18 protein-coding genes, 1 other RNA gene and 1 pseudogene are annotated in these 26,578 nt (G+C 43.4%); 3 read left to right on the top strand and 17 right to left on the bottom strand.

The window, feature by feature from the left end; genetic code table 11:
• Positions 1 to 429 precede the first annotated feature (429 nt).
• From G596_RS20815 to thrC, 7 genes are all read right to left on the bottom strand, one after another.
• On the bottom strand, positions 430 to 2,343 hold the full coding sequence (locus tag G596_RS20815; RefSeq protein ID WP_022760544.1) for a YgiQ family radical SAM protein: 1,914 nt from the start codon (positions 2,341 to 2,343) through the stop codon (positions 430 to 432).
• An 11-nt stretch (positions 2,344 to 2,354) separates the two neighbouring features.
• Positions 2,355 to 3,656, bottom strand: coding sequence for an aminotransferase (locus tag G596_RS0103960; protein ID WP_026498512.1), 1,302 nt, complete (start codon positions 3,654 to 3,656; stop codon positions 2,355 to 2,357).
• Positions 3,657 to 3,841: 185 nt separating this feature from the next.
• Positions 3,842 to 5,068, bottom strand: a complete 1,227-nt coding sequence (locus G596_RS0103955) for an EAL and HDOD domain-containing protein (RefSeq protein ID WP_022760542.1) — start codon at positions 5,066 to 5,068, stop codon at positions 3,842 to 3,844.
• A 128-nt stretch (positions 5,069 to 5,196) separates the two neighbouring features.
• Positions 5,197 to 5,406, bottom strand: a non-coding RNA gene (ssrS, locus tag G596_RS24320) — 6S RNA.
• Positions 5,407 to 5,556: 150 nt separating this feature from the next.
• The gene (locus G596_RS0103950; RefSeq protein ID WP_026671187.1) at positions 5,557 to 7,374 is read right to left on the bottom strand and encodes an aminopeptidase P family protein; all 1,818 of its coding nucleotides are present in this window, start codon (positions 7,372 to 7,374) and stop codon (positions 5,557 to 5,559) included.
• Between the two features lie 70 nt (positions 7,375 to 7,444).
• A complete protein-coding gene (locus G596_RS0103945; protein WP_026671186.1) occupies positions 7,445 to 8,818 on the bottom strand; it encodes a citrate/2-methylcitrate synthase in 1,374 nt (457 codons plus the stop codon).
• 166 nt (positions 8,819 to 8,984) lie between these two features.
• Positions 8,985 to 10,469 (bottom strand): threonine synthase, encoded by a 1,485-nt coding sequence (gene thrC / locus G596_RS0103935; protein WP_022760538.1) that lies wholly within the window; start codon positions 10,467 to 10,469, stop codon positions 8,985 to 8,987.
• A gap of 185 nt (positions 10,470 to 10,654) precedes the next feature.
• Between thrC and G596_RS0103930 the strand changes: the two genes are divergently transcribed.
• Both G596_RS0103930 and G596_RS0103925 read left to right on the top strand, forming a co-directional pair.
• Positions 10,655 to 11,485: an AP2 domain-containing protein gene (locus G596_RS0103930; RefSeq protein WP_022760537.1), complete on the top strand. Its 831-nt coding sequence runs from the start codon at positions 10,655 to 10,657 to the stop codon at positions 11,483 to 11,485.
• A 98-nt stretch (positions 11,486 to 11,583) separates the two neighbouring features.
• Positions 11,584 to 12,630, top strand: coding sequence for an FAD:protein FMN transferase (locus G596_RS0103925; protein WP_022760536.1), 1,047 nt, complete (start codon positions 11,584 to 11,586; stop codon positions 12,628 to 12,630).
• Here G596_RS0103925 and G596_RS0103920 read toward each other — a convergent pair.
• From G596_RS0103920 to G596_RS24310, 7 genes and pseudogenes are all read right to left on the bottom strand, one after another.
• Positions 12,627 to 13,292 carry a flagellin gene (locus G596_RS0103920; RefSeq protein ID WP_022760535.1) on the bottom strand — a complete coding sequence of 222 codons (666 nt, stop codon included), beginning with the start codon at positions 13,290 to 13,292 and terminating at the stop codon, positions 12,627 to 12,629. The genes G596_RS0103925 and G596_RS0103920 overlap by 4 nt on opposite strands.
• 288 nt (positions 13,293 to 13,580) lie before the next feature.
• Positions 13,581 to 15,860, bottom strand: coding sequence for a DUF6449 domain-containing protein (locus G596_RS0103915; RefSeq protein ID WP_022760534.1), 2,280 nt, complete (start codon positions 15,858 to 15,860; stop codon positions 13,581 to 13,583).
• Positions 15,835 to 16,737, bottom strand: coding sequence for an ABC transporter ATP-binding protein (locus G596_RS0103910; protein WP_022760533.1), 903 nt, complete (start codon positions 16,735 to 16,737; stop codon positions 15,835 to 15,837). The genes G596_RS0103915 and G596_RS0103910 overlap by 26 nt, the downstream gene beginning before the upstream one ends.
• Positions 16,738 to 16,807: 70 nt before the next feature.
• On the bottom strand, positions 16,808 to 17,173 hold the full coding sequence (locus G596_RS0103905) for a GntR family transcriptional regulator (protein ID WP_022760532.1): 366 nt from the start codon (positions 17,171 to 17,173) through the stop codon (positions 16,808 to 16,810).
• Positions 17,174 to 17,365: 192 nt separating this feature from the next.
• Complete coding sequence (locus G596_RS25935; protein ID WP_442855842.1) at positions 17,366 to 18,220, bottom strand: NADAR family protein; 855 nt, start codon at positions 18,218 to 18,220, stop codon at positions 17,366 to 17,368.
• A pseudogene (locus G596_RS25930) lies at positions 18,203 to 18,688 on the bottom strand (macro domain-containing protein); the annotation flags it as partial. The gene G596_RS25935 and the pseudogene G596_RS25930, both read right to left, overlap by 18 nt.
• A 39-nt stretch (positions 18,689 to 18,727) precedes the next feature.
• Positions 18,728 to 19,327, bottom strand: coding sequence for a DUF4234 domain-containing protein (locus G596_RS24310; protein WP_022760530.1), 600 nt, complete (start codon positions 19,325 to 19,327; stop codon positions 18,728 to 18,730).
• Between the two features lie 89 nt (positions 19,328 to 19,416).
• On the opposite strand from G596_RS24310, the gene amrA reads away from it, so the two are divergent.
• A complete protein-coding gene (gene amrA, locus G596_RS0103885) occupies positions 19,417 to 20,880 on the top strand; it encodes an AmmeMemoRadiSam system protein A (RefSeq protein WP_022760529.1) in 1,464 nt (487 codons plus the stop codon).
• A 66-nt stretch (positions 20,881 to 20,946) separates the two neighbouring features.
• On the opposite strand, the gene G596_RS0103880 is transcribed toward amrA, so the two are convergent.
• From G596_RS0103880 to G596_RS23450, 3 genes are all read right to left on the bottom strand, one after another.
• On the bottom strand, positions 20,947 to 21,402 hold the full coding sequence (locus G596_RS0103880; RefSeq protein WP_022760528.1) for a hypothetical protein: 456 nt from the start codon (positions 21,400 to 21,402) through the stop codon (positions 20,947 to 20,949).
• Positions 21,403 to 21,561: 159 nt separating this feature from the next.
• Positions 21,562 to 23,091 carry a 4-alpha-glucanotransferase gene (gene malQ / locus G596_RS20800; protein WP_022760527.1) on the bottom strand — a complete coding sequence of 510 codons (1,530 nt, stop codon included), beginning with the start codon at positions 23,089 to 23,091 and terminating at the stop codon, positions 21,562 to 21,564.
• A 103-nt stretch (positions 23,092 to 23,194) separates the two neighbouring features.
• Positions 23,195 to 26,356: a hypothetical protein gene (locus tag G596_RS23450; protein ID WP_022760526.1), complete on the bottom strand. Its 3,162-nt coding sequence runs from the start codon at positions 26,354 to 26,356 to the stop codon at positions 23,195 to 23,197.
• Between the last annotated feature and the right edge of the window lie 222 nt (positions 26,357 to 26,578).

Below are 26,578 nucleotides of genomic sequence, written 5' to 3'. Positions count from 1 at the left end.
TTGTCGAAAATACGTGGCAAAAAGCTCTTCAAAACTTTGAATTTTCTTTTTGCTCAAGAAGAATTATAGCTTTACAGGCAGAAGTCGCAAGCCCCCCAGGGGGTTATTTTTCGCCAAAAATCCGTATTTTTTATGTATCGTTATATTTTATGAGATATATTATAGAAAACGATAAACAGAAAAGTTGCAATCATATTTAAGAGTATATTTTACATTATTAGTTTAGTTTATGATTTTATTATAATTAGTTCAGACTTTGGTTATAAATCTTATGCTTCTTTTAGGCTATGTACATACTTTAGACAAACATTAAAGGTATTATACAAGTATCAGAAGTGAGAACTTCTGACTCCCCCAACAAAACTTTTTTCATACCAGAGCTGTCAGATTCCCCATCTGACAGCTCCTCCTCCATTAATGGGGATTTTTTTATTTTCGCCTTTTGTTCTTAGGGTTAGATTCCCTCATCCGGCGCTTCGCGCCACCTGTTTTATTAGAAGTTCTTTTTGAAGCATTTCCTTTTTCTTCATGCTTTATGTTTTGAGAAGGCTTTCGGGGCGGAATGAGGAACTGCGGTCCGAAGCCGATAAGGTCCTCTCTGTTCTCGCGAAGAAGCGCTTCCTTAACAAGATCGTAATTCTCAGGTCTTCTAAACTGAATGAGTGCTCTCTGCATCGCTTTTTCATGCGGATCTCTTGCCACATACACGCTCTCCATAGTAAGCGGATCAAGACCTGTGTAGTACATGCAGGTAGAAACCGTGCCGGGCGTGGGATAAAAATCCTGAACCTGTTCGGGACTGAGCTTATGCTTGCAAAGATACTCAGCAAGGGCTATGGCATCCTTCAGGGTGCTGCCCGGATGCGATGACATCAGGTAAGGCACTGCATACTGCTGCATTCCAAGCTGCTTGTTTACTCTATCGAATTTTTCAATAAAACGATCATAGACCTTAACGCCGGGTTTACCCATCTTACTTAGAACATTATCGGAGATGTGCTCAGGAGCCACTCTCAGCTGCCCGCTGATGTGGTGCTTACACAGCTCCCGTAAAAATGTATCATCCTTATCCGCAAGCAGATAATCGAATCTTATTCCCGACCTTACAAAGACCTTTTTAACCCCGGGCAGTGCGCGGAGCTTCTTTAAAATGCTGAGGTAGTCCTTGTGGTCCACGTCCATGTTTTTGCATACCTCAGGATGAAGGCATTTCTTATTCGGACATGCTCCGAACTTCATCTGCTTTTTGCAGGCAGGTTTTCTGAACTGAGCCGTGGGGCCTCCGACGTCATGGATATAGCCCTTGAAGTCCTTTTCTTCAAGAAAAAGCTTGGCCTCTTTAATGATGGACTCATGACTTCTAGCCTGAACTATTCTCCCCTGATGGAAAGTAAGGGCGCAGAAATTGCACTCCCCAAAACATCCTCTGTTGGAGGTAATGGAATATTTTATCTCATCAAAGGCAGGCACACCTCCCGCAGCATCGTATACGGGGTGCCAGGCCCTCATATAATCTCTCTCATAGACATCGTCAAACTCCTGCTGTGTAAGCGGTCTTGCAGGGGGATTTTGCACCACAAAAAGGCTGCCGTCATAGGTTTCATACAGTCGTTTACCGTTAAAGGGATCCGTATTTTTATACTGTATGCTAAAGCTTTCGGCATACTTTCTTTTATCTGACTTAATCTCTTCAAACGACGGAAGCTTAATCGCATCATAGATATCTTCCTCGTTTCTGGTCTTATAAACAGTGCCGTTTATGAAGGAAACATCAGCGATATTCATGCCTGAAGCCAGGGCATCCGCTATCTCGACTATGCTTACTTCGCCCATTCCATAGGATATAATATCAGCCCCAGAATCAAGCAAAATTGATCTCCTTACTTTATTAGACCAGTAATCGTAGTGTCCAAGTCTTCTAAGGCTGCCCTCTATACCACCCACAATTATGGGCTCATGCTTATAAACTTTTCTGATGAGATTGCAGTATACGATAGTCGCATAATCAGGGCGAAGTCCCATCTTGCCGCCCGGACTGTAGGCATCTGTCTTTCTGCGCTTTCCTGCAACTGTGTAATGGTTCACCATGGAATCCATATTACCGGCAGAGACCAGAAATCCGAGTCTGGGCGTTCCGAGAACCGTTATGCTGTTTTCATCCCTGAAATCGGGCTGACAAATAAGGCCCACGCTGTAACCGTGAGCCTCTAATGTTCTTGTTATGATGGCGGCACCAAAACTTGAATGGTCTACGTAGGCATCGCCGCATACATAGACGAAGTCAAGCTGATCTATACCGCGCTCTTTCATGTCTTCTTTGCTGATTGGAGGAAATTGATTCATTCTTACCTCTTTTATGCGTTCGCTTCGTTCATCTCTTTTAAGAGTTTGTCTGCATATACAAGCTTAACACATACTGTGAAGATCTCCATTGCTGTGCGAAGATCCGCAAGTGAAGGATATGTAGGAGCAATACGAATGTTGCTGTCCTTGGGATCCTTCTTATAGGGGAAAGTTGCACCGGCGCCTGTCATGGTAACTCCGGCCTTCTTAGCTCTGTCTACAATAGCCTTAGCACAGCCCTCAGGTGCATCAAAGCTGATAAAATATCCTCCCTTGGGTCTTGTCCAATCACCGATCTTATACGGAGCCAGATCTCTGTCGAGAATCTCAAGAACTGCTTCGAACTTAGGTCTTATGATCTCGGCATGTTTTTTCATATGTTCCTTCATGCCCTCGATATCGCCGAAGAATCTCACATGACGGAGCTGGTTAACCTTATCGTGTCCGATGGTCTGGTTTGAAAGCTGAGCCTTGATCTCCTCAAGGTTATTGAGAGAGGTTGCAAGGGCAGCGATTCCGCTTCCGGGGAATGTGATCTTGGAAGTCGATGAAAACTTGTAAACCATATCGGGACTTCCGGCCTTCTTACACTCTTCAAGAATCTCAATCAGATAATCCTGATCATCATCATAGAGATGGTGAATTCCGTATGCGTTATCCCAGAAAATTCTGAAGTCTCTTGCAGCGGGGCGAAGTCTTGCAAATCTTCTAACTGTCTCATCTGAATATGAATATCCCTGAGGATTGGAATACTTCGGAACGCACCAGATTCCCTTTATTGATTCATCCTCGGAGACGAGCTTCTCTACCATGTCCATATCCGGTCCTTCGGGTGTCATGGGAACCGGAACATTCTCTATTCCGAAATACTCTGTAATCGCGAAATGTCTGTCATATCCGGGTACAGGGCAAAGGAACTTAACCTTATCAAGCTTACACCAGGGAGTATTGCCCATGATTCCGTGGGTATACGCTCTTGAAACTGTATCATACATTACATTAAGTGATGAATTGCCGTAGATAATGATATTCTCAGGCTTGTTCTCCATCATAGCTCCGATGAGGACCTTAGCCTCATGTATGCCGTCAAGCACTCCGTAATTGCGGCAGTCTGTTCCGTCTTCACAGGAAAGATCAGCGCCGGAATTAAGCGCGTCCATCATTCCCATGGAAATATCAAGCTGCTCGTGGCACGGCTTACCTCTCGCCATGTTGAGGGTCAGATCCATGGCCTGGTATCTCTTGTACTCTGCTCGCATGTTGGCAAGCTCGCGTTCAAGCTCTTCTTTATTCATCTCCTTGTAATCTTTAATCATAACTGTAGGCTCCTTACTTCGATTTAAACTCTAAAGATTATACAACAAATATAAATAAATAGGAAGAAAATAAAAAAGCTGCTGCATTTTTATGCAACAGTTAGAGTCCCTCATCCGGCGCTGCGCGCCACCTTCCCCCAAAGGGGGGAAGGCACTATAGACTATTAACACTAAAAATATAATCAAATTGGATCAATCAAATCTCTGTACCACTTGAGTGCATCCGTGTAAGCTTTGTAGGTCGCATCCATGTCGATTTCTTCGGTAATCATGAGACGTGAAACCTCCTGCCAGGAAGCATTCTCATATTCGAACATGAACTGTAATACAGGCCACAGCTCACCGGTATGTCTAAGGAGAGCATCCTCAATCTTCTTGGATACATGCACCAGCTTAAGTGACTGTTCCATAGTCTGGTCAAGCATGACATCAAGAAGTGAAAACAGTCCGGCTAGGAAGAGCTCAGGTGCAAGGCCTTTTTGCTTAAAGCACTCAGCAAGATTTTCGGCAAATTTTGCTCTCACCATGGAAATACGTGTAATCTCACTTGGCTTATCGGAGCAAAGTTCCTTCGTTACCGCTGTATTTATCCATCTCTTAAGCTCTTTTTGTCCAAGCATTGCAGCCGCATGTCTTACGGAAGTAATCTCAGAATTAAGGCTCATGTGGTTAACCATTTCCAACATAGAAATGACAAGAGCGGCATCCTTTCCGATTACATCAGCAGCAGCCTGGAGATCAAAATCAGGATTGTTGACAACATTCAAAAGCTCAATATATGTAACCTTCAAAGGAGCTACGGTCTTCTCGGATTCTTCTACCGGAAGTCTGAAGAAAATACCTTCATACAGATCATAGGCCCCGTCTGAAGTAAGTCTGTCGTAGTCCTCCTTGGTGTCCACGCCAACAGCGCATAGCTTGATGTCAGGATAAGCTCTGGTAAAATATATCTTAGCACTTCTGATATTCACCTTGCGATGGTCAAGAAGAATATAATCGCACATCTCCAGAATAGGCTTATAGGTCTCAAACTGATTACCTGCAAGCTTTCTTATCGCAATCTTGTAACCCTGTCCTCGAAGATCCCACAGCCTTGACAGATAAGGCTCCTCAGGAAGCACCGAAGTATCCAGAAGAAGAACTATTATGTTCTTAGGTGCTCTGCACTGTTCCTCTATATTGGCAAATAGTGAAATATTGTTGATCTCAACGAAGACTTCCTTACCTCCGGAAAGGACATTTGTTCCAACGCTGTCCACAATGTCAAGACCTACAATGTTGACAACATTATCCAAGAACCCGGTCCCCATCAGATAAGGATTCATCAGATGATTATCTCTCTGTGCAAATACAGAATAGGCACAGACTTTCATTTCATCATCAAACAAAGGAATCAATGAAGCAAGCATTTCAATACTCCTTTCAAAGTTCGCGTACATTTGTCTGTCAATTTATTATATCATTACGAAAAAACATACACAATTGTTTCGTTTATTAAATATGTATGAAAAAAAAACAGCCCCTAAGGCTGTTTTGAAATAATCCCGAGAATGCCGGTTCCGGTTATTTGACTCCTAGCTAACGCCAGGTGGGTTACCGCAGCCCTTTTCGCTGTCTTCCTCTCCCATAGCTTGTCTGCACATGTGCAGGGCCGGAGGCGTGACATTGGAAAATGCAATCTAGGTGTCCCGTTTAAAGTAAATGTAGGTTCAAATTACACCGGAGTTGTCGAGCATCCCAGGCGAGCACTTGGCTCGAAACGCTGATCTGCGTCAGCTTCTAATTACATTATAAACCTACACCCCGCTAAATCAATAGATTTTGCCTAAAAAATTATTAATTTAATATGAAGAAAAGCGCATGAAATCTACACTTCACGCGCTTTTTTATGAAATAATTATTTAATCGGTCTGGTCTGTTTTTTAAGCCATTCTTTTATCTCATTCTCTTCGATAAGAGGTGAGATTGTATCATAAACCAGTTTCTGATATTCATTGATTGCATCAATCTCGCGAGACTGCAGATACTTTTTATCAATGGCATCAGGGTCGAGAGGTACATAAGTAAGATGACGGAATTCAAGGAACTGTCCGTCACTATTCTTCTCACCGTATACAACCTCAAGGATATTCTCGATGCGGATTCCATGCTTACCCTCGATATATACGCCGGGCTCATCCGACATGATCATACCTACCTTAAGCGGTGCTTCATCCTCAGAAGATCTGGACTTCCATCTTATGCTGTGAGGTCCCTCGTGAACATTAAGCATATATCCGATTCCGTGACCTGTTCCACACTTGTAATCGATTCCGATATTCCAAAGGGGCTGTCTTGCAAGAATATCAAGGTTTCTACCGTTGCAGCCTTCAAGGAAATGTGCATTGGCGAGCTGAAGCATTCCCACTGCGGTAAGTGTATAGTGCTTTTTCTCCTCATCGGACACGGGACCGAGAACTATGGTTCTTGTTACATCAGTTGTTCCGCCCATGTAGGTCGCTCCTGAATCAACAAGCAGGAAATCCTCAGGCTTAAGCTCTGCATTGGACTGCGCTGTTGCTTCATAGTGCATCATAGCAGCATTATCCTTATAGGCACTGATTGTCGGGAATGAAAGCTCAATGAATCCGGGAATCTGAGATCTCATCTCATCCAGATGCATTGCAGCGGTATACTCGTTCAATGTGCCGTTTTTAACTTCATTTTTAACCCAGTAGATGAACTTCGTAAGAACAGCGGAATCCTTTATGTAAACTTCCCTGATGTTCTTTATCTCAGTCTCATTTTTGCATGCCTTCATCATCTCTGTCGGATCGTAGATGTTCTTGATATTGGCACCGCTGCTTTCTGAATTATCCTTTATTGTTCTGTAAACCGAATAGCTTACATTTCTCTCATCATAAAGTGTTAAGTCTTCATACTCATATTCATCGAGCCAGTTTATTATCCTGTCATAGGAGATAATCTCGATTCCGTTATTGGCACAGTAAGCGCGGACCTCATCATTTAGCTCTTCAATCTGTACAAACATGCTTACAGACTTTTTAGTTATGAACAGGTAACTGAGTATAACGGGATTGCATTCCACATCATTTCCGCGAAGATTCGTAAGCCAGCAAATATCGTCAAGTTTGCAGAGAAGATATGCGTTTGCTTTCTCCTCTTCCATAACTTTTCTGATATCGGCAAGCTTGTCCGCAAAGGACTTGCCACAGAGTTCATCCGACAAAACATATATAGGATTGCAGGGAAGAGCAGGTCTTTCACTCCAGACTTCTCCGGCAAGATCCTTGTCGAACTTTATCTTTACCTGATTCTTTTTCAGCTTCTTTTCATAAGCAAGTCCCTCTCTTGCAGGAACCACTTTTCCGTCAAAACCGAGAACCTGTCCGTTCTTCATATTCTCAGAGAGGTATTCTGAAATTGTGGGAACGCCTTCCTCTCCCATCTTATAAAGAGTAACTCCTGTACCCTCCATCTCTCTCTCGGCCTGAATAAAATATCTTCCGTCAGTCCACATTCCGGCCCAGTCGGCGGATACCACGAGAGTTCCGTTTGAGCCTGTAAAGCCACAGAAATACTCACGTGCTTTGAAAAAATCAGCTGAGTATTCCGAGTTATGGTAGTCGGAAGTCGGCATCAGATAATAGTCAATGCCGTTTGCTGCCATTTTTTCTCTAAGGGCGGATAATCTGCCCATTATTAAATCATTCATCTTATTTTTTGCCTCCAAAAATCCCCTCATCCGGCGCTTCGCGCCACCTTCCCCCTAGGGGGAAGGCATTTTACCTGTCTTCCATAGGGATATAGTCTTTATAGTCGCTTACTGCCATGTAAGCAGGGCGAATAATCTTGCTGTTGTTAGCAAGCTCTTCCATTCTGTGCGCACTCCAGCCGACGATACGCGCAATTGCAAACATCGGTGTAAAGAGTTCCTCGGGAAGCTCGAGCATCTTGTAAACAAAACCTGAGTAGAAGTCGACATTTATACTTACGCCCTTGTACATCTTGCGCTCTGCGCTGATAACCTCGGGTGCAAGTCTCTCAACAGCTTCATAGAGGGCAAGCTCTTTTTCCATGCCCTTCTCCTCAGCAAGCTGTACAGTGTACTCCTTAAGGAGCACTGCTCTTGGATCGGACTTTGAGTAGATAGCATGTCCTACACCGTAGATAAGTCCTGCTTTGTCAAAGGCCTCCTTGTGAAGAAGTTTCTTCAAATACTCCTTGACCTCTTCCTCATCGGACCAGTCCTTAAGCTCTTTTTCCATCTGCTCAAACATATGAATAACCTTAATGTTCGCGCCGCCGTGACGGGGTCCCTTAAGTGAACCGATAGCCGCAGCAATAACGGAATAAGTATCTGTCATGGATGAGCTCACAACGTGAGTCGTAAAGGACGAGTTGTTACCACCACCGTGCTCCATATGAAGAATCAGGCAAATATCTAATAGTCTAGCCTCCAGCTCAGTATACTTACTGTCCGGACGAAGCAGATACAAAATATGCTCAGCCGTAGACAGTTCTGCCTTCGGCGGATGTATAAAAAGGCTCTTCCCTTCATGATAATGGTTATAAGCCTGGTATCCGTAAATAGCAAGGAGCGGGAACAGACTTATCATCTGAAGACTCTGCCTGAGTACATTGGGCATAGAAACATCGTCAGCATGATCGTCATAGGAATAAAGCGTAAGTACACTCCTTGAAAGGGTATTCATCATATCACGGCTGGGTGCCTTCATGATGATGTCTCTTACAAAGCCTGTGGGCAGAGATCTGTAAAAGCCCAGAAGCTCAGTAAAACCCTGGAGTTCATCCTTATTGGGAAGTTTTCCGAATAAAAGAAGATACGCTGCTTCCTCAAATCCGTACTTTGTCTTGCTTGCTGTTCCGTGAACGATCTCTTTAACATTTATTCCGCGGTAGTACAGTTCACCGTCTGCCGGTACTCTCTCTCCGTTTACCTCTTTTGTGGCATTGATGGTGGATATATTTGTAAGGCCTGTCAGTACGCCCTTACCGTTTAAGTCACGCAGTCCCCTTTTTACATCAAATTTTGTGAAAAGTTCAGGATCTATCCGATCGGCGGTCTCAACAATTTGCGCGAGACCGGATAACTGTGGTGTGTTATCTGTGTAAATGTTTGTCTCGTTATGACTCATTCCCATACAACCTCCTGTTTCATCCCCTCATCCGGCGCTTTGCGCCACCTTCCCCCAGAGGGGGAAGGCTTTATTTTTTTCCTTCCCCCAGAAGGAAAAGGCTTTATTTTTTGCCTTCCCCCTCTGGGGGAAGGTGGCAGCAAAGCTGCCGGATGAGGGGTTACATTCAACGCAAGAACTCTCTCACTGCATCAGCCAATGCATCCTTCGCCACAACCTTATCGTGTCTAACCTTAGCGTCGCGAATGCTGGTAACTGCTTCAGGAATCTCTACCCCTGAAACCTCTGAGAGCTTGTCTGCAAGCTGGAAATCGTCAAGACTTGCATCGTCTTTCCCGAGAGCCTGCATAACGCTTCTGGTGAACTTGTAAGGACTTGCGGTAGATGCGATAACCGTAACAGTCTTATCGCCCGTATCCTTTACATATCTGTCGTAGACGCTTGAAGCAACTGCTGTATGTGTATCGATAAGATATCCTGTGTTGTCAAAAAGATTCTTTATTGCGGAAGCTGTCTCCTCCTCTGTGGCAAATCCGCCGTAGAAGCAGTCAAGCTCCTTTCTCATAGAATCTGTAATCTCGTATTTTCCGTTCTCAGAAAGTTCCTTCATGTAGGAAGCATCTGCATTTGCATCATCACCTGCGATGTGATAAATAAGTCTCTCAAGGTTAGATGAGATGAGAATATCCATTGAAGGTGAGCTTGTGAGCACGAACTCACGGTTTCTGTCATACTCTCCGGTCTTAAAGAAATCATATAAAACCTTGTTGGAGTTTGATGCACAGATAAAGGTCTTGATCGGAAGTCCCATCTTACTTGCATAATATGCAGCGAGGATGTTACCGAAGTTACCTGTGGGAACCACAACATTTATCGGGTCTCCCTCTGCAATTCTGCCCTCCTTAAGGAGTCTTGTGTATGCATAAACATAATATACAATCTGAGGAACAAGTCGTCCTATATTGATGGAGTTAGCTGATGAAAACTGGAAGCCCTTCTCATCAAGTTCCTTTGCAAAATCAGGATCTGTGAATATCTTCTTAACTCCGGTCTGAGCATCGTCAAAGTTACCCTCAATTCCGATAACGCAGGTGTTGTCTCCCTCCTGAGTTACCATCTGCTTTTCCTGGATAGGTGATACGCCATTCTTGGGATAGAATACGCAGATTCTTGTTCCTGGCACATTAGCAAAGCCTGCAAGTGCTGCCTTTCCTGTATCTCCGCTGGTAGCGGTAAGAATAACGATCTCATTCTTGATCTGATTCTTCTTGGCAGCTGTGGTCATAAGATAAGGCAGAATTGAAAGTGCCATATCCTTAAATGCGATGGTTTTTCCATGATAGAGCTCCAGATAAAATGCTCCGTCAGCCTCGGTCATGGGTGCCATCTCGGGTGTATCGAATTTGGAGTCATAGGCATGTTCAATACAGTAGCGAAGCTCTTCCTCAGTAAAATCGGACAGTAAAAGCTTCATAACCTGATAAGCTGTCTCGCGGTAATCCATCTCCTTAAGCTCTGAGAGACTCTTATCAAGCTTCGGAATGCTGTCGGGAACAAAAAGTCCTCCATCCGAAGCAAGCCCCTGCAGAATAGCCTGTGAAGCTGTTACCTTCTTCTTATCACCTCTGGTACTTGAATACATAACGTTCATGTTGCCACGCTCCTTTGTTTTTCTTATTTTCTAAGTGCTGTCTAATATGATAGAATAATGAAAAGACGACTCTACACTGATGAGTGTTTGAACGATTTTCTTATGACATTACTTTGAGTACAAAGTATACCACAAAACTGCATATAAATACACAACTGAATTTAAGCTTATGGGGGTAAACTTAAATGACTGGTAAGGTTACGGGGGTGTATGAAACAAGTTTGAAGGACGGGACGAAATCCTACAGAGCGTCCATCACCTTCAGGGGGAAGCACATAGCATTGGGGTCCTTTGCCGATAAGAAGACCGCGGGGAAGGTCTACGATCAGGCTGCAGCCGTACTTTCTGACAGCAGCTGCACAATAGACTCCTATAAAAAGGGGCAGCCTCTGCCCTTTGAAAAGTTTGTGGTTCTTATCAACTTCAGAGACAAAGGGCTTTATATTCCTACGCCCATCTATCTTGAGAAAAAGTACTTTTTCTACTATCTCTCACCGAGCCACACACTTATTTTTGATATTGACGATCTCTTCTATTATTCATCACATAAGATAATGAAGAGAGGTTCACATCTTTTCGTGGCTGACTATGGCTCCCAGGTCAGCATCCTAAGCCGCTACGGAATCCGAAGTTATGCGGTTGAAGGGCGTGACTACCGCTTTGCCAACGGTAACTCCAATGACCTTCGATATGAAAATATCCAGATCCTTAATCGCTACCACGGCGTAAGGCAGTACGCTGAGCGCGGATTTTTGAAGTATAAGGTTGTGATTCATGTAAACGGAAATTTTGTGGTAGGAAAATACAATACTGAAAATGAAGCTGCCATCGCCTATAATAAGGCAGCCGATATTTTGAAGAAAAACGGTTACGATAAAAATTATATGCTTAATTATATAGAGGATCTGTCCGCTTCGGAATATGCAACCCTCTATACCAGCATCCGCATTTCACCCAAGATCATGAAGCTCTCCTCTCCTTCCGGTAAATCAGAGCGCATGGCCATGGATGCATAAATAATCTTCGAAGGATCATATATTTTATGCAATCACATACATTAAAAATACAAAACAAAATGTCAGTAAATACCCGCAATTACCTGCGGGTATTGTTTATGTTCATATGCTTTTTTACCGGCTCTATGCTCTCAGGCTGCAACAAGGTCCCGAATGATGAGTCAAGTCAGAAAGTCGGTTTCTTCTTTGATACCGTGATAACTCTTACCGCCTACAACAAGGACTTTGTATCAGAGGATTCCTCGTTTTTCACAAGAAACTCTGATGCCGAAAAAAGCTGCGACGAATTTCTATCAGAGTGTCTGACCGAGTGCTCCAGATATGAGAATCTGTTTTCGAACAAAAAGGAAGGAAGCGATGTCTGGAACATCAATCATGCCGGCGGCAGCGCCGTAGTGGTTGGCAAAGACACCTATGAGCTCATAGAAAAAGCGCTTGAATATGCCGAGCTCTCCGAGGGAGCTTTTGATCCTACGATCGGAACCGTTACTGATCTTTGGAATTTTCATGCAGATTCCGACAAGGCAGTTCCGGAATCTCCCATCATGTCTGATGCTCTTTTACATGTAGATTATAAAAATGTCGAATTAAATGAAGACGATGGGGAGTACACTGTCCGCCTCCTTGATAAAGGAGCCGAGCTTGATCTTGGCGGAATAGCCAAGGGATATATCGCTGATAAATTAAAGCAGTTTTATTTGGAAAGAGGCATAAACAGCGGGATCATAAATCTTGGCGGAAATGTGCTTTTGATTGGCCAAAAGCCGAATAAATCAGGTGGTTTCACAGACTTTACCACAGGCGTCCAGAGACCCTTTGGCGATGAAAATGATCCCATAACAACTCTTTCTCTTTCAGACAAATCCGTTGTAACCTCCGGAATTTACGACCGCTATTTTGAAAAAGACGGCGAACTCTATCATCATATTCTGGATTCTAAAACCGGTTTTCCGATAAAAAATAATCTGTACAGTGTTACTATAATATCAGATTCTTCCGCGGACGGTGATGCTCTCTCAACTATTTGCTATATTTACGGCATAGAAAAGGGGATGAAGCTCATTGAGTCCATCCCCGATACCTACGTAATGTTCATTACGGATAATTATGAAGTTGTAACCTCAGAAGGTTTTCCCACTGATTAAAGCATAAGATTCATCATGTTGCTCTTTTGCTGCTCATCATCCTGCTGCTTCTTCTGCATCTGCAGACGATATGCATCCAGTGTCTGGTTCTTCTTAAGCTCTGTGACCTCCTGTGCAATATCGGTATCAGCTATTGAGCTCTGAGCACTTAAGAGGTTCTCTCTTGCAATGTTGCTGTAGCTTACATTGTGCTCAAATCCGTTTGTTACTGCACCTACCTCGCCTCTTGCATTGCTTACATTCGCAATTGCTGCATCAATGGAATCGAGATTGTTAACATCAAGCTTATCAAGTCCAAGTGATTTCATCTGGGATGAGTCAAGCTGCTGGCCGATTCCCTGCATCAGCTGTGAATTTGCATTTGCAATATCGCTCCTGTCGCTTGCTGAAAGTGTTCCGTTCTGAGCATAAACTGCGTTCTCACGAATGCTCTGAAGATAATCGGTAACACCATCAAGTACGCCGTCCTTAATGTTCAGCTGGCCAATGTTCTCCAGTCCGTTCCTGGCCTGAACCTTCATGGTTCTCTGCTCTTTTTCCATCTTCTCATTGATAGCGAGTCCGGCAGCATCGTCAGCAGCACTCTGTAACTTCTTACCGCTAGCTATCTTGCCGTATTGAGAGTAGTTGGAATAACTATTATTGCTTATGCCTCCTATCATATGTGCGCTCCTTTCTTTCCTCCGTGAAAAAGGATAAATCCATTTTTGCGCCGCAGCCTCATCTCCGGTCCCCACCATTAACTGACTGCTCGTCACACCATCTGCAGAGTGATAATGTGATTAGGATCCTTCCCAATACTCCGCCACTCAGGGTAGAGTAACCTATAGTTATATAATAGAATAACATTTTGCTGTGATTTTGTAAATAGTATTTATTATGTGATTATCTATAAAAATATATAGCCAATTTAGGTGATATTCCCCTCATCCGTCTGTGAAGCAATACATTTACCTTAATGATACGCAGTCTGTCCAGCCCACGTTTCCGTTATCAGCCTGTCCTACTTCATCCTCAGCCGCATCCGGGAAGCAGAGATCTACAACAGCCTGGGGAAGTTCCTTTTCATTGAAGAGGAGTGTAGATAATGACCTTGTTTCATTGCTGCCCTCAATATCTGTGCTGAAGCTGATATTCGCAAACTTCTCTCGGTCATAGGTGAAGCCTCTCCACTTTTCATTTACATCGCCTGTAGCTCCATAAAGTGATTCCGGTACGGTGTATTTGAGAACATCATTTATTTCATTTGTATTCTCACTGGTCCAATACTCATCATGACCGTATTCACCGTCTTCTGTATAAATTGTCATACCCACTGTGGCCTTAACAATCTTATCCTGTCCATCCTTCCAATCGGTGGGAATTCCGTTCTTTTTGAGGAACTCTCCTGTCTTTGTAAAGGACGGGAATATGAAGAAATTATATAAATAATTACTGTCATACGGATTATCGGTATTCTTTAAACCTGAAATTTCTATGCTTGCAAGCTCCTTTGTCAAATCGTCAAAGGTCTGATTCATCACGTCTTCTCTGTAAGCCTCAAGGAATTCTTTCATTTTTGCAGAGCCTATATTCTCTTCAAAATAACCTGAAAGTGTTTCATAGCCGATCTTATCGATCTCGTTTGGCTCCATAGTCAAAGCAGGGAATTTCCCGTATTTATACTCATCACTATTGTAGATAGCTTTGTAAGCATTCACCAGTTCATCGGTATCAAGATCAACATAGTATGTTCTTCTGATCTTTTTACCGTTTTTCATGTTCCACTGAACATTTATTATTGTGTTATAGGCTATTTTCCCGTCCTCTCGAATCACAGCAAGTTCACTCTGGCCATACCGGTCACCACGATAAGCTACTCTGTGGTTATTCTTGGCATTTATGGCTCCCTGTTTTGTCAGCTTTTCAACATTTTCCATGTCCTTAAGCTTCATGTTTCGGAAAATGAACTCGGAATCACTTGTCCCCCAGTCGTAATATAAATTATCCTCGGGATTATCCATTGTTCTGTACAGAGGACAGTGAAGATTTGCAAATACCAGGTAATCATCGATTGCAACACTCTCAACTTTGTCAGGCATAGGCTGCCAGCTCTCATAGCCAAAGATATCAAACACAAGCGCAAGCAGTAAAACCGCAGCAATTCCCGTGCCAACAAAAAATGAACCAAAGTGCTTAAAGCTTGCCTTAAAATCAAATTCATATATTGTCTCAATTACAAAGTGTACCACAATAAGGCCGCATACCATTCCGAAGATAAAGCTTCCGAGACTTCTGGTATCACCGATGTAAAACATTGTTATTCCGCCGCCAAGAGAAGCTACCACAAGCATAACAACCTTAATAACAGGCTTTGTAATATCAAAGGCCATCGCTTTTCCTGCAGCCTCAGCATGTCTCTTTGTGATCAGAAACCTAGAAAGGCCGTACCCTGCCACTGCAATAAGAATTGTTAATATAAATGGTACTATTGCACGGCCAAAGCGGAATGCTATCTCATACTGTCCGTCCCCGCGAAGTGCATTCACAAGATCAGTCGACAGTGTTATGGGTGAGCCCTTAAATAAGCCTGATCTGGGTACGTCAGATGCATAACTTCCGAAAAATGTTCCCATCAGTACTTCTTTCAAAGTGGCCACAACAGGACCAAGAAAGAAGAATACTCCGCAGCCAAGAGCCGCAATCACAACATGTCCTGTAAGAACTGCGGCGAGCACGCAAACCTCGTAAAACATAATATAAACAAGTATTACTATCAGCGCAGATGCTGCATAAAGGGGAAGCGTTTTTGCCTCAACATAGCCTCTTGAAAGCCCCATAAATACTGTTATTATGTGGCAGATAATATAAGGCACCGCAAACACTATAATTCCCATGAGATTGGCAACATCAAAGAGCTTAGTCCTTTTGACCGGAAGCGAATAATAAAGATCCGTCTGCCTGGAGTCAAAGAGGTAACTGTAGCCCTGGAGCGCAATTAGCAGAGAAAGCCCAAGAAGAATTAAGAAAATCGCAACATTCTGCATTCCACCGACTTCGTAATAGAATGCTCCTCTCACATCATAAATTGTTGTTCGCCCATCGATAATTCTTTCTTTGTAGCGTCCTATCATCAGAACCGCCAGAACTATCTGTGCAAAAAAGTTTGCCGAAATTGAAAGTGCGATGGGCCAGAGCCTCCTTTTGGAATTTTCCTTAAGCAGATCAGCAAATAATCTTTTTGATGTCATATCCCTCTACCCCCGTTTCGCTTATAAATATCTCCTCAAGAGACAGCGGAAGAATTTCCATGAAAACAGGACTTTCCGCTCTTAAAGCGTCGTTTATTTCATCCTCCTGACCTCTGATGGTCATTGTAACGAGTTTTCCCCGTTCCTCTGTGGTGAGAATACACAACCTCTCTTCTATCCTCTTTCTGCTGACATCATCCCTGAATACGCACTGCAGCTTATGTACATCCGCCTTAGCATCATCAAGGTTTTTGGATAAAAGTATTCCTCCCTTGTGAAGAAGTCCTACTGTATCGCAGATATCCTCCAATTCTCTGAGGTTGTGGGATGCGATAATAGGTGTGAATTTTCTCGAAGCCATGTCTCCCATGAAAAGACTCTTAACCGCCTGTCTCATCACAGGATCAAGACCATCGAAGGTCTCATCGCAGTACAAATATCTGGTATTTGCTGCGATACCAAGTATAATTGAAAGCTGCTTTTTCATTCCTTTTGAAAAAGTCTTTATTTTTCTGTTTTTATCAAGTCCAAAGTTTCCCATGAGAGTATCAAATCTCTTCATATCATATTCGGGATAGATGCAACCGTAGAAAAAGGCCATCTCCTTCGGTGTTGTATTCGGAAAGAAAGCGGTGTCATCCGAAATATAGAAAAGATCCTTTTTTACCTCCGGATTCTCATAAACAGGCCTCCCGTCAATTATTACGGAACCTGTATCCGGCCTGAGAATCCCTGCCGCCAATCTTAAAAATGTACTCTTACCTGCGCCGTTTGTCCCCACAAGTCCGAAGACCTGACCGTCGTCTATGGTAAGGTCAATACCGGCAATCGCCTGTATATCATCAAAGCTTTTGGATAAATTACTTACCTGAATCATACACTTCCTCCTGTTTTTTCATTTCTTTGTCCTCACATTCCTGTGAGGTTCCCCTCCGAAAAAAGTGGTGCTAAGTGGTCATTTTCTTACTGACTCTGTCGATTAGTTCTGCAGAAGTCATACCGATCTTTGCGGCCTTATCAACAACTGCGTCAAGCTCATCCAGTATCTCCCGCTTCTTCGCAGGAAGTACTTCGTCTGCCGATGCTGCGAATCTCCCCCTTCCCGTGACAGAGTAGCATAGCCCTCTCTGCTCAAGAGCATCGTATGCCTTCTGAATCGTGTTGGGATTGATGGAAAGATCCATGGCAAGCGACCGAACAGACGGAAGCGCTTCATCAGCACTTATCACGCCGCAAAGGATCAGCTCTTCAATTTTCCCTGAAATCTGCTCGTACAGAGGTCTTTTGTCTCTGTAATCAATCTCTATCAGCATGTCATCCTCCTGTTTGGTGTGTACTATTGTAACTAGTACACTTAGGATAATAGTTTATTTAGTAGAGTTTGTCAAGCGCTCCCCTCATCCGGCGCTGCGCGCCACCTTCCCCCTGGGGGGAAGGCGATGTTCAACGCAATAAAAAAGCCTTCCCCCTTTGGGGGAAGGTGGTGCGCAGCGCCGGATGAGGGGCTACCTGTCCTTAAACCAATCTCTCACAGCCATGAGCACGAAGCCCAATTCATTCTTGGCCTGAAAATCGGATTCTTCTTTATGCCAGTTCTGCGGTGGAATAAGAAGTTCCCCGCTCTCGGACAGCAGTTCTTCTTTCGATAAACCTGCTCCGTAAATATCATCCGTGGGGCTTGCTTCTATCAGCACAGCATCACCTGTAGATAGTAGTACATCGGCAAAGTCCTTATCGGAAAGGAACTTCCCGATATTACCGTTAAAGATAATTTCGCGGTTGCAGCTTCTCCATACAGCCTCATCAAAATTTGAGATTTCTCTGCCAAGCTTTTTGCAGATGGCAGGATCCTCTTCGTTCATGATCTTACTGTAAGTATCGAAATCATTAAAAAGCAGGGCCTTTTCAGACATCATATACTGCTCCGCAGTGCTATATTTTCTTCCGTTTATGAAAATCGGTTTTCCCTTATACCACTGAGAAAACTGACAGTATTCACTTGTCTTTTCTGCAAGAAAGAAACATACATAAGTATGTTCATTGCCATTTGCAACCTCATCAATCAGCCAGTCGATATGATATTTATTGTAAGGAGCACCGGGCAAAGAAGGAGAAACCGTTGGGACGGGCAATTCTATACCCGGCACTTCGCTCATCGAAGTAGTTTCTACAGCTTCATTTTCTGCAGCTTCATCTGTATTCCCCGTTTCATTAGCGCCATCTTCACTCCCGGGCTCGATGTCTGCGACTTTTTCTTTAGCCTTTTTTGCGCTCTTTTTCTTTGGCTCCGCCTTTTTCTTAGGCTCTGTTTTCTTCGGTGCAGCTTCCTTTGCAGCCTCAGAATATGTATTAAAGCTCAGATCATCCGGAACAACAAAGCTGATATCATCAAAGGCGTCCGGATTTTCGGCAACAAAATCAGAGACTGTAGCTATAGCAAGCTTTGCAGCCTTATCAACGGGATAGCCATATTCACCTGTAGAAATGGAAGGAAATGCGATTTTGCGAATGCCATTTTCGAGGGCGATTTTCAAAGCGCTGACATAGCAGGAGGAAAGAAGCTCCTCCTCGCCTGCCGTACCGCCCATCCATACAGGACCTACGGAGTGAATTATGAAATCACATGGAAGGTTATAACCAAGCGTAAGTTTGGAATCACCGGTTTCACAGCCGTTTAACCTGCGGCATTCCGTTTTCAGCTGAGGTCCGGCAGCTCTGTGAATCATTCCGTCGAGACCGCCTCCACCCAGAAGAGAATTATTAGCCGGATTAACGATTGCTCCAAAACCTGTAACTTTTGTGATATCACCTTGCAAAACGTGAATCATGATGTCCCCCTTTAGGTCTTGTATGTATAGAATTAGGGATTAACCCTGGAATCCAACTGCTTTGTTGATTGCATCCTGTGCAAGTGCATAGTTTACGATGCCGAGACCAACAATCTGAAGAATGATAAACAGAACAGCAGAGCTTCCGTTCGGAGTATTCTTGATCTGATCAGTCTTCTCACCCATCTTGTAAGCCCAGTACCATCCGTAAATACCACAGGTTACAAAAGTAAGCAGGAACGCAATTACACCTGATGTCTCATGGCTGCGTCCGCTGAGCTGATTGGACTCATCTGTAAGAACGATGAACCAGTAAATACTGTAAATACCACAGGTAACAATTGAAAGAACGATTGCAAGAGCAATGCTTCTTCCGCTAATTCCGCCTCCGTAGTAGGGCGCGGGCTGATTAGGCTGAAAGCTGTTGTAACCGCCTGAATTCTGGGGATCAAAGCCAACAGGCTGATCATTCTGAGGTATAAAACCGCTATTCTGATCATTCATTGAACCCATGCCCGCATTCTGATTAACCTCGGGACCTGCACCCTGACCCGGATTCGGAACTCCGAGAGGCGCACCGCAATTGGTACAGAATTTGGAGCTATCGGGATTTTCTGCTCCACAATTAGTACAAAACATTTCTGACTCCTCCTAAATATAGTTGTTTGAATTACCTGCTTATTATATCACAATATAGTGTATAATTATGCTAAAAGGGGGAAAAAATTATGCCGATTTTAGGAGCTTTCATGGTACCTCATCCGCCTATTATCCTACCCGAAGTAGGTGATGGCGAGGAGAAAAAGATTTCCGAAGTAACAGCAGCTTATGAGAAGGTAGCTGACGAAATTGCAAGCCTCAAACCTGATACTATCGTTATCTCCAGTCCTCACAGCATCATGTATGCGGATTATTTTCATATTTCTCCCGGGAAAACTGCTTATGGAGATATGGCTCGTTTTAATGCTGAGCAGGTAAGCTTTGACGCCGAATATGATGAAGAATTGGTAAGCACCATCTGCCGGATTGCTGAAAAGGGCGGCATGGACGCATCTGACAAGGCTAACGACTCAGATAGCGAAGGTCAGGGCGGTCTGGCTCTGCATGAATTCCCCGCAGGCACTATGGGCGAGCGCGACCCTTCCCTGGATCACGGAACAATCATTCCGCTTTATTTCATTTGCAAAAAATATACTGATTTCAAGCTGGTTAGAATTGGACTCTCCGGCCTTCCTCTGGCACTCCATTACCAGATGGGGCAGATTATTCAGAAGGCTGTGAACGAAACCGGAAGACGTATAGTCTATGTTGCAAGCGGTGATCTTTCTCATAAGATGAAAGAAGAAGGCCCCTACGGCTTTGCTCCGGAAGGACCACAGTACGACGAGCGTATAATGGACGTCTGTGGCAGCGGCGACTTCAAGCGTCTGTTTGAATTTGAAGACAGTTTTTGTGAAAAAGCTGCTGAATGCGGACACAAATCCTTTGTAATGATGGCGGGTGCGCTTGACGGTCTCTCCGTAAAGTCCGAAGCTCTTGTCCACGCTGCAACCTTTGGAGTAGGCTACGGAATCTGCCGTTTTGAGGTAGGCGGCCCTGATGAGAGCAGGCATTTTCTTGATATATGGAGAGATGAGAAGTTAGATGAACTAAGAGAGAGGCAAAAGGATGAAGATCCTTATGTAAAGCTTGCCAGATTTTCACTTGAGAACTACGTCAACGCAGGTAAAACCTTGCATGTAAAGGACGTTATGGATATGGATCTGCCCAGGGAAATGTATAAAAACCAGGCGGGCACTTTCGTCTCGATACATAAAAACGGTGCCCTTCGAGGCTGCATCGGAACCATAGCACCGACCTGCGGCTGCATAGCAGAGGAAATCCTGCAAAATGCCATAAGCGCAGGAACTAACGATCCAAGATTCCCGATGATAACGCCGGATGAACTCCCCTGGCTTGAGATAAGCGTGGATGTTCTTGATGAGCCGGAGCCCATATCATCACCGGACGAACTTGATGTTAAGCGCTACGGAGTAATAGTTCGAAGCGGATATAAGCGCGGTCTTCTCCTTCCTAATCTCGATGGAGTTGACAGTGTAATACAGCAGATAAATATTGCCTGCCAGAAGGCGGGGATCCCCAAAGGGGAAGAAATTAGTCTTGAGAGATTCGAAGTTGTAAGGCATGAATAAAAAGCAATAATATCAAAAAAGCTTATCCATCAGGCCTGTTTTTCTGATGGATAAGCTTTAATATTTTTATCTTTTTTCAGATTTATTATCTGTAATGCTATCTATCCCGTTTTTCATGGCTTTGGATACCTTGTTGTCCATCTCAGTGTTTATCTGGGTACTGAGCATATCCATGATCCTGCTACTGCCCTTGGAGAAATTCATGGCCGAGTGGCGATCCATGGACTGCTTTTTTCTGTCCTCTTTGTGATTCATATCATAGCTCTGCCTCATTGTATTATTCAGAGTACGCATAGCCTGGAGTGAATCATAGACATCGGAAAACTCTTTTCCCACCTTCTCTTTGGCTTCGTCAGCTTTTGAAAAAGAACTGGAAATAGCATCTACGGCGCTCTTTTTGTTACCTTTTCCAAGTCTGTAAATGCCATCGGAAGAAAGCAGTGATCCACTGCCCGAAAGTCCTGTCTTATCAAGATATAAATCTGTCAGTCTTCCCATAGAAGAGGATAAATCGTAACTCATAATATGCCCTCAGTCCAAAGTTTCCATAAACTACTAGTCATTATCACTCATGCATCTAACTCTCATGTATACTTTCGCTATATATATCGGCATATTTTTGCAAAAAATAAACCCACATCACCAGGCATAAGCCGGCAGATATGGGTTTATATATCATCTTTATTCTTCTGATTCTTCCTCTGATTCGTTCTTAGGCGGTGCTGCCGGTATTCTGCTGTAGGTCTCTGCCATCAGTCTTATACTTCTGGCAAGATCCTCCGACAGATAGTTTGGCAAAAGTCTCCACATCCAGTTGCCGTCAGCTGTTCCGGGCGTGTTGATTCTTGCTTCTTTTCCTTTACAGAGATAATCCACAAGAGGAACTATACACAGATCCGCCACCGATCTGTATGCTTCTCTTATAATATCCCAGACAAGAGCACCGTAGTTCGTATGCAGCGAATTGATATATCTTCTGGTAAAATCGCGCTCTCCGTCCGATATCTCCTGAACCCATGCAAAGGTCGGAGTATTATCGTGAGTTCCGGTATATACTACACTGTTTCTCGTGTGCCTATGATTTACATAGATGCTGTCCCAGCTTGTAAAGCCGTATTGCAGAACCTTCATCCCGGGGAATCCCGAATCCTCGAGGAGCTTTATATTCTCCTCTGTAGTGGTGCCGAGGTCCTCAGCAATCATATTAAGCTTACCGAGCTGTTTCTCCAGCGCCTTAAACAGATCCATTCCGGGGCCTTTCATCTGCTTTCCGCCCCTTGCATCCTTATCGCCGTAAGGGACCTCATAGTATTCAGCAAAGCCATGGAAATGATCGATTCTGATGACATCAAACCATTCGTAATTGCGCTCTATTCTCTTTACCCACCAGGAATAGTCGTTCTTTTTAAGATAGTCCCAGTCGTAAACAGGGTTACCCCAAAGCTGGCCATCCTTTGAGAAAGCATCCGGAGGACATCCGGCAACCGCCTTAGGAACAAGATCCTTATCCATTTGGAAAACCTCGGGGTGCGACCAGCTGTCAGCACTGTCCATAGCCACATAGAACGGAAGGTCACCGATAATCTTAACCTTGTGTTCAAGGGCATATTTATGAAGCTTTTTCCACTGTTCATCAAATTTAAACTGCTCAAAGCAGATAAATTCTATCTCGTCCTTAAATTCGCCTCTTGCCTTATCAAGAGCCTTGGGGTCTCGTTTTCTTATATCCTCAGGCCAGTCAAGCCATGATTTTCCATCCTGAGCAGCCTTTATCGAAACATAAAGCGCATAATCCTCAAGCCAGTATTCATGCGTTTTCCTATATTCCTTAAAGGCCTTCATATCACCTTTTTTGAGGAAATTCTCATAGGCTTTTTTGAGAATTAATGGTCTGTTTTCATAAAGCTTTCCGTAATCGACTTTTTCCTGATCACTTCCAAAATCGATACCGTTAATATCGTCCCAGGTCAAAAGGCCTTCCTCTATAAGCTTCTCCGGTGAAATAAAATAAGGATTGCCCGCAAAAGCTGAAATGGGCTGATACGGAGAATTTCCAAAACCTGTCGGTCCAATAGGAAGAATCTGCCAGAAGCCCTGATAAGACTTTTCAAGAAAGTCCACAAAATCATAGGCTTCTCTTGAAAAACAACCGATACCAAACTTAGACGCCAGTGAAAAAACCGGCATCAGAATTCCGCTTTCTCTGCTCATAATTCTCACTCCCCTCTCAAAACTTATACAGCTATTGTAGCATAAAAAATGCAGAGCGCCACATTTCGTGACGCTCTGCGTTGTCAGATTTTATGAAAAGCTCTTACTGCACTTCTCGTTTTTTCTTTTTTCCTACGAAGAGAAGAATTGCCAATGCTGCAGCTGCTCCTATAAGAACAAAGAGTCTTGCTGTATTTGTGGAATCTTCTGTTGCTCCTCTTCTTGAGCCAAGTACTTCACCCTTCTCCTCAGAACCGTTCATAGGTCTGATTGCACCAAGAACCTTCTTTTCCTCTGTGGGAGGATTATCGTTATTCGGTGTCGGATCATAGTGGTTAGTCTTCTTCGGCTTATCAGGCTTTTCATGCTTATTGTGCTTCTTCGGCTTATCCGGCTTGTCAGGAGTCTCAGGATCCTTCGGCGGATCACTCTTCGGATTATCCTTAACGGTAAGTGTTCCGGTAACCTGCTTAATACTGTAATCAAGAGGCTGAACCACATTCACAAGCTTATAATTAAATGTGTTAGGTGTGCTTCCGACCTCTGTCTGAGAAGCAAAATCAGTATACTCTGCACTGTCGCCTGTTGCAAATCCGTCTGCACCTACTGTGATATCAGTAGCTGTAAGAGGTGTTCCGTCATAAAGCTTCTCTGCTGAAGGAGAAACAAGCTCAACCTCTCTGGGAAGGATATACAGATGTCCGATTACGGCACTTGTAGGCTGCTTCTCTTCTGCATTTACTGAAATTCCGGAATCAAAAACTATCTTGAACTTATCGGATATGTCTTTCTTAAGTCCTTCAACAGTAATCTTCTTATTCTTGGTCTCAACAGATATCGGATATCCTGCTCCATCTGGAAGAACGTGCTTACCGTATCCGCCTGTTACTGTAAGTCCACTTACAGTAATGTTAAACTTAATACCATTATCAAGGCTAACCTCGACCTTCTTATCATCTACAGCGAAGACCTTATCTTCCTCAGCAGCACCCTCATTAAGGGCTACAGGTTTTCCTGAAGAAAGAGCTTTTATCTGCAATGCTTCAGAAAGTGAAACAGCTTTGGGCTCAGGCGTTACAGCACTACTGTTAAGATCCAAACCGTCAAGAGCATTCTTAATAGTTTCTGTATCAACAACAACATCTACATCCATGTTTCCACGGTGGTTTGAACCATCATACTTAATATATGTATCGCGGCCGTCCTGATCTGATGCAGCCTTGATCTTAATAATAATTGTTATAATCGAATCGGGCAACCAGACTGCATAGAAGTCTGTATCACTCATAAGAATTTTGCTGTCGCCGGGATCATAGTATTTTCCGTCTTTATCCATCCAGCAAAGGAATGAATATCCTTCAGGTGCCTTAGTAAATACTCCTTTATCATCACTTGCATCTGTTTTGGAATATTCTTTAAGTACATGTGATGATCCTGTCAGCTGTTTCTCAAACGGAACAACATCCGGCTCACCCTTAACATCTTTAGGATAATTTGCATGATATCTAACTGTTACATAAGCGCGGTTGAGGTATCCATCAATATGATATGCCTTTTCACCTTTAGCTTTATCTCCAACATTTTTGTACACATACCATGTGATATCACTTGCCTTAGGACTTCTTAATTCATTAGTTGTTTCATCAAGAACTTTATACTTCTTCAATACGTCATCGTTCACAAAATCCGCATCTATCAGATCTGTCGGCACAGTATCAATTTCAGCATTAATCCTGGCTCCTGTAGGATCCCAAACGTTTCCGTTCCCGTCTCTTTCACTATCGGGTATTGCGTAGAGATCTCTATGTGCGGTTCCAAGCCACTTCTCATAGCTATAACCTTTGTTCATCTCGGGATAATAATTCTTATCATCCTGCTGAGTTGAATTAGCCGGTATTGGCTGATTAGGAAGAAGCACATAATATGCTACCTTTGTTTTTCCTAATGATTTAGGATCCACCTTGTAATATATTACAAAAGCATTCGTATCAGGATCATTATTCGGATTATCTACTACTTTGTCGATAGTAGTAACATTGTTTTTATTTTCCTTATCGAATCTATATATAGTGTTTCCAAGAGAAACATTATTCTCCGGAGTGAGAGTTAATGACTTATCAACTACAGCTTTCAGGTTACCAAAAGGATTTACCTCATCAGTTGAGTTGAACACAAATGAAGGAGCATCTGTATATTTGCCATCATTATCGCTTATAAATATTTTTACATTATAAGTTGTTATTACAGGCACTTCAGTATTTCCACCTGATGTTTCACCCTCACCAGTTGTATTGCCACTACCATTTCCACCGGATGTTTCATTTTTTTCTGTCTTTGTGCCTTCAGCATTTCCATCTGACGGGCTCTGAGCATAAACAGTAGTTGCAGGAGTAGGTGTCTCTTCAACAGTAGCATCGGGATCATCAATGATTGCGCCCTCGATAAACCATTTTTCTCCTGTTACATGAGAAATCTTATTCCACTCAACTATCTTATTCTCACCGGGAATAACATTGGCAGCTGCCCAATTGTAGAAGCCTTCTGTAAGTCTTGCAGCAACAGCATCTTTCTCAGTAATATCTACATTACCTGCCTCATCGGTAGGATCTATAGAAGTAAAATAGTCAGTCAAAGTAACTTCTGCGCCTGTGTTCTGATTAAAGGTATCGAAATATATTGTCTCGCTATCCTTAATAACAGAAACAACCAGCATGCCCTTCTCTACAGTAGGAGCTTCTTCTACGGTCTCTCCGCCTTCAGCGGGAGTTACAGCAGGTTCTTCTGCAGCAGGAGCTGCTTCTTCAGCTGCAGCGGGTGCTTCAGGCTCTGCAGGAGTTTCTCCGTTTTCACCATTTTCAGGCGTCTCAGCAGGAGCTGCTTCAGGAGCTACGCTTTCGCCCTCTGCAGGTGCGGGAGCCTCTTCGACATTTCCTTCTTCAGCACTAGGTGCGGTAGCCGGCTCTTCTACTGTCTGAGGTTCTTCTGCAACTACCGGTTCCTCTGCCGGCTGTTCCGGTTCCTCTGCAGGTGCTTCAGGTTCCTCTGCAGGTGCAGCGGGAACTTCAGCTATCTCAGCTACTTCAGTTGAAGGTTCTGTGTTTTCAAACACTTCGCTTAAGCGAACTGTTTCTTCAACTGAGGTTACTTCTTCATTTGTACCCTCGTCCGCTCTTACACCAATGCTGTTATAGTCAGACACGAAGGTCCGAAGCATCAGCACAAGTACAAGTGTAAAAGCAAGTTTTCTCACTATACTCTTCTTCATAATCCCTCCTAAGATTAAAATTTTCATTCGACTATATAATTATATGAATTATTTTTTCACTTTTGGTTACGAAATATGAATAATTCTGTTCATAATTCGTACTTGACAAGAACATTTTTTTGTGATTATCCGATTTTTTATTATCAGTTTCCTAGTGCATAGAAAAAAGCGCAGGCCTTTATTATTCCTGCGCTTTAGTTTCTAAATAATAATATCAAATTG

This window comes from Butyrivibrio sp. AD3002 (genome assembly GCF_000420905.1).
Lineage (GTDB): Bacteria > Bacillota > Clostridia > Lachnospirales > Lachnospiraceae > Butyrivibrio.
Note: the sequence above shows the minus strand (reverse complement) of the source record. Positions and strands in the feature narration are given on the sequence as shown.

What these genes read in the sequence shown, in the direction of transcription:
- G596_RS20815 (WP_022760544.1), bottom strand. Translation starts at nt 2,343, where the DNA reads ATGAATCAATTTCCTCCAATCAGCAAAGAAGACATGAAAGAGCGCGGT.
- G596_RS0103955 (WP_022760542.1), bottom strand. Translation starts at nt 5,068, where the DNA reads ATGCTTGCTTCATTGATTCCTTTGTTTGATGATGAAATGAAAGTCTGT.
- G596_RS0103950 (WP_026671187.1), bottom strand. Translation starts at nt 7,374, where the DNA reads ATGAATGATTTAATAATGGGCAGATTATCCGCCCTTAGAGAAAAAATG.
- G596_RS0103945 (WP_026671186.1), bottom strand. Translation starts at nt 8,818, where the DNA reads ATGAGTCATAACGAGACAAACATTTACACAGATAACACACCACAGTTA.
- thrC (WP_022760538.1), bottom strand. Translation starts at nt 10,469, where the DNA reads ATGAACGTTATGTATTCAAGTACCAGAGGTGATAAGAAGAAGGTAACA.
- G596_RS0103930 (WP_022760537.1), top strand. Translation starts at nt 10,655, where the DNA reads ATGACTGGTAAGGTTACGGGGGTGTATGAAACAAGTTTGAAGGACGGG.
- G596_RS0103925 (WP_022760536.1), top strand. Translation starts at nt 11,584, where the DNA reads ATGTTCATATGCTTTTTTACCGGCTCTATGCTCTCAGGCTGCAACAAG.
- G596_RS0103920 (WP_022760535.1), bottom strand. Translation starts at nt 13,292, where the DNA reads ATGATAGGAGGCATAAGCAATAATAGTTATTCCAACTACTCTCAATAC.
- G596_RS0103915 (WP_022760534.1), bottom strand. Translation starts at nt 15,860, where the DNA reads ATGACATCAAAAAGATTATTTGCTGATCTGCTTAAGGAAAATTCCAAA.
- G596_RS0103910 (WP_022760533.1), bottom strand. Translation starts at nt 16,737, where the DNA reads ATGATTCAGGTAAGTAATTTATCCAAAAGCTTTGATGATATACAGGCG.
- G596_RS0103905 (WP_022760532.1), bottom strand. Translation starts at nt 17,173, where the DNA reads ATGCTGATAGAGATTGATTACAGAGACAAAAGACCTCTGTACGAGCAG.
- G596_RS24310 (WP_022760530.1), bottom strand. Translation starts at nt 19,327, where the DNA reads ATGTTTTGTACTAATTGTGGAGCAGAAAATCCCGATAGCTCCAAATTC.
- amrA (WP_022760529.1), top strand. Translation starts at nt 19,417, where the DNA reads ATGCCGATTTTAGGAGCTTTCATGGTACCTCATCCGCCTATTATCCTA.
- G596_RS0103880 (WP_022760528.1), bottom strand. Translation starts at nt 21,402, where the DNA reads ATGAGTTACGATTTATCCTCTTCTATGGGAAGACTGACAGATTTATAT.
- malQ (WP_022760527.1), bottom strand. Translation starts at nt 23,091, where the DNA reads ATGAGCAGAGAAAGCGGAATTCTGATGCCGGTTTTTTCACTGGCGTCT.
- G596_RS23450 (WP_022760526.1), bottom strand. Translation starts at nt 26,356, where the DNA reads ATGAAGAAGAGTATAGTGAGAAAACTTGCTTTTACACTTGTACTTGTG.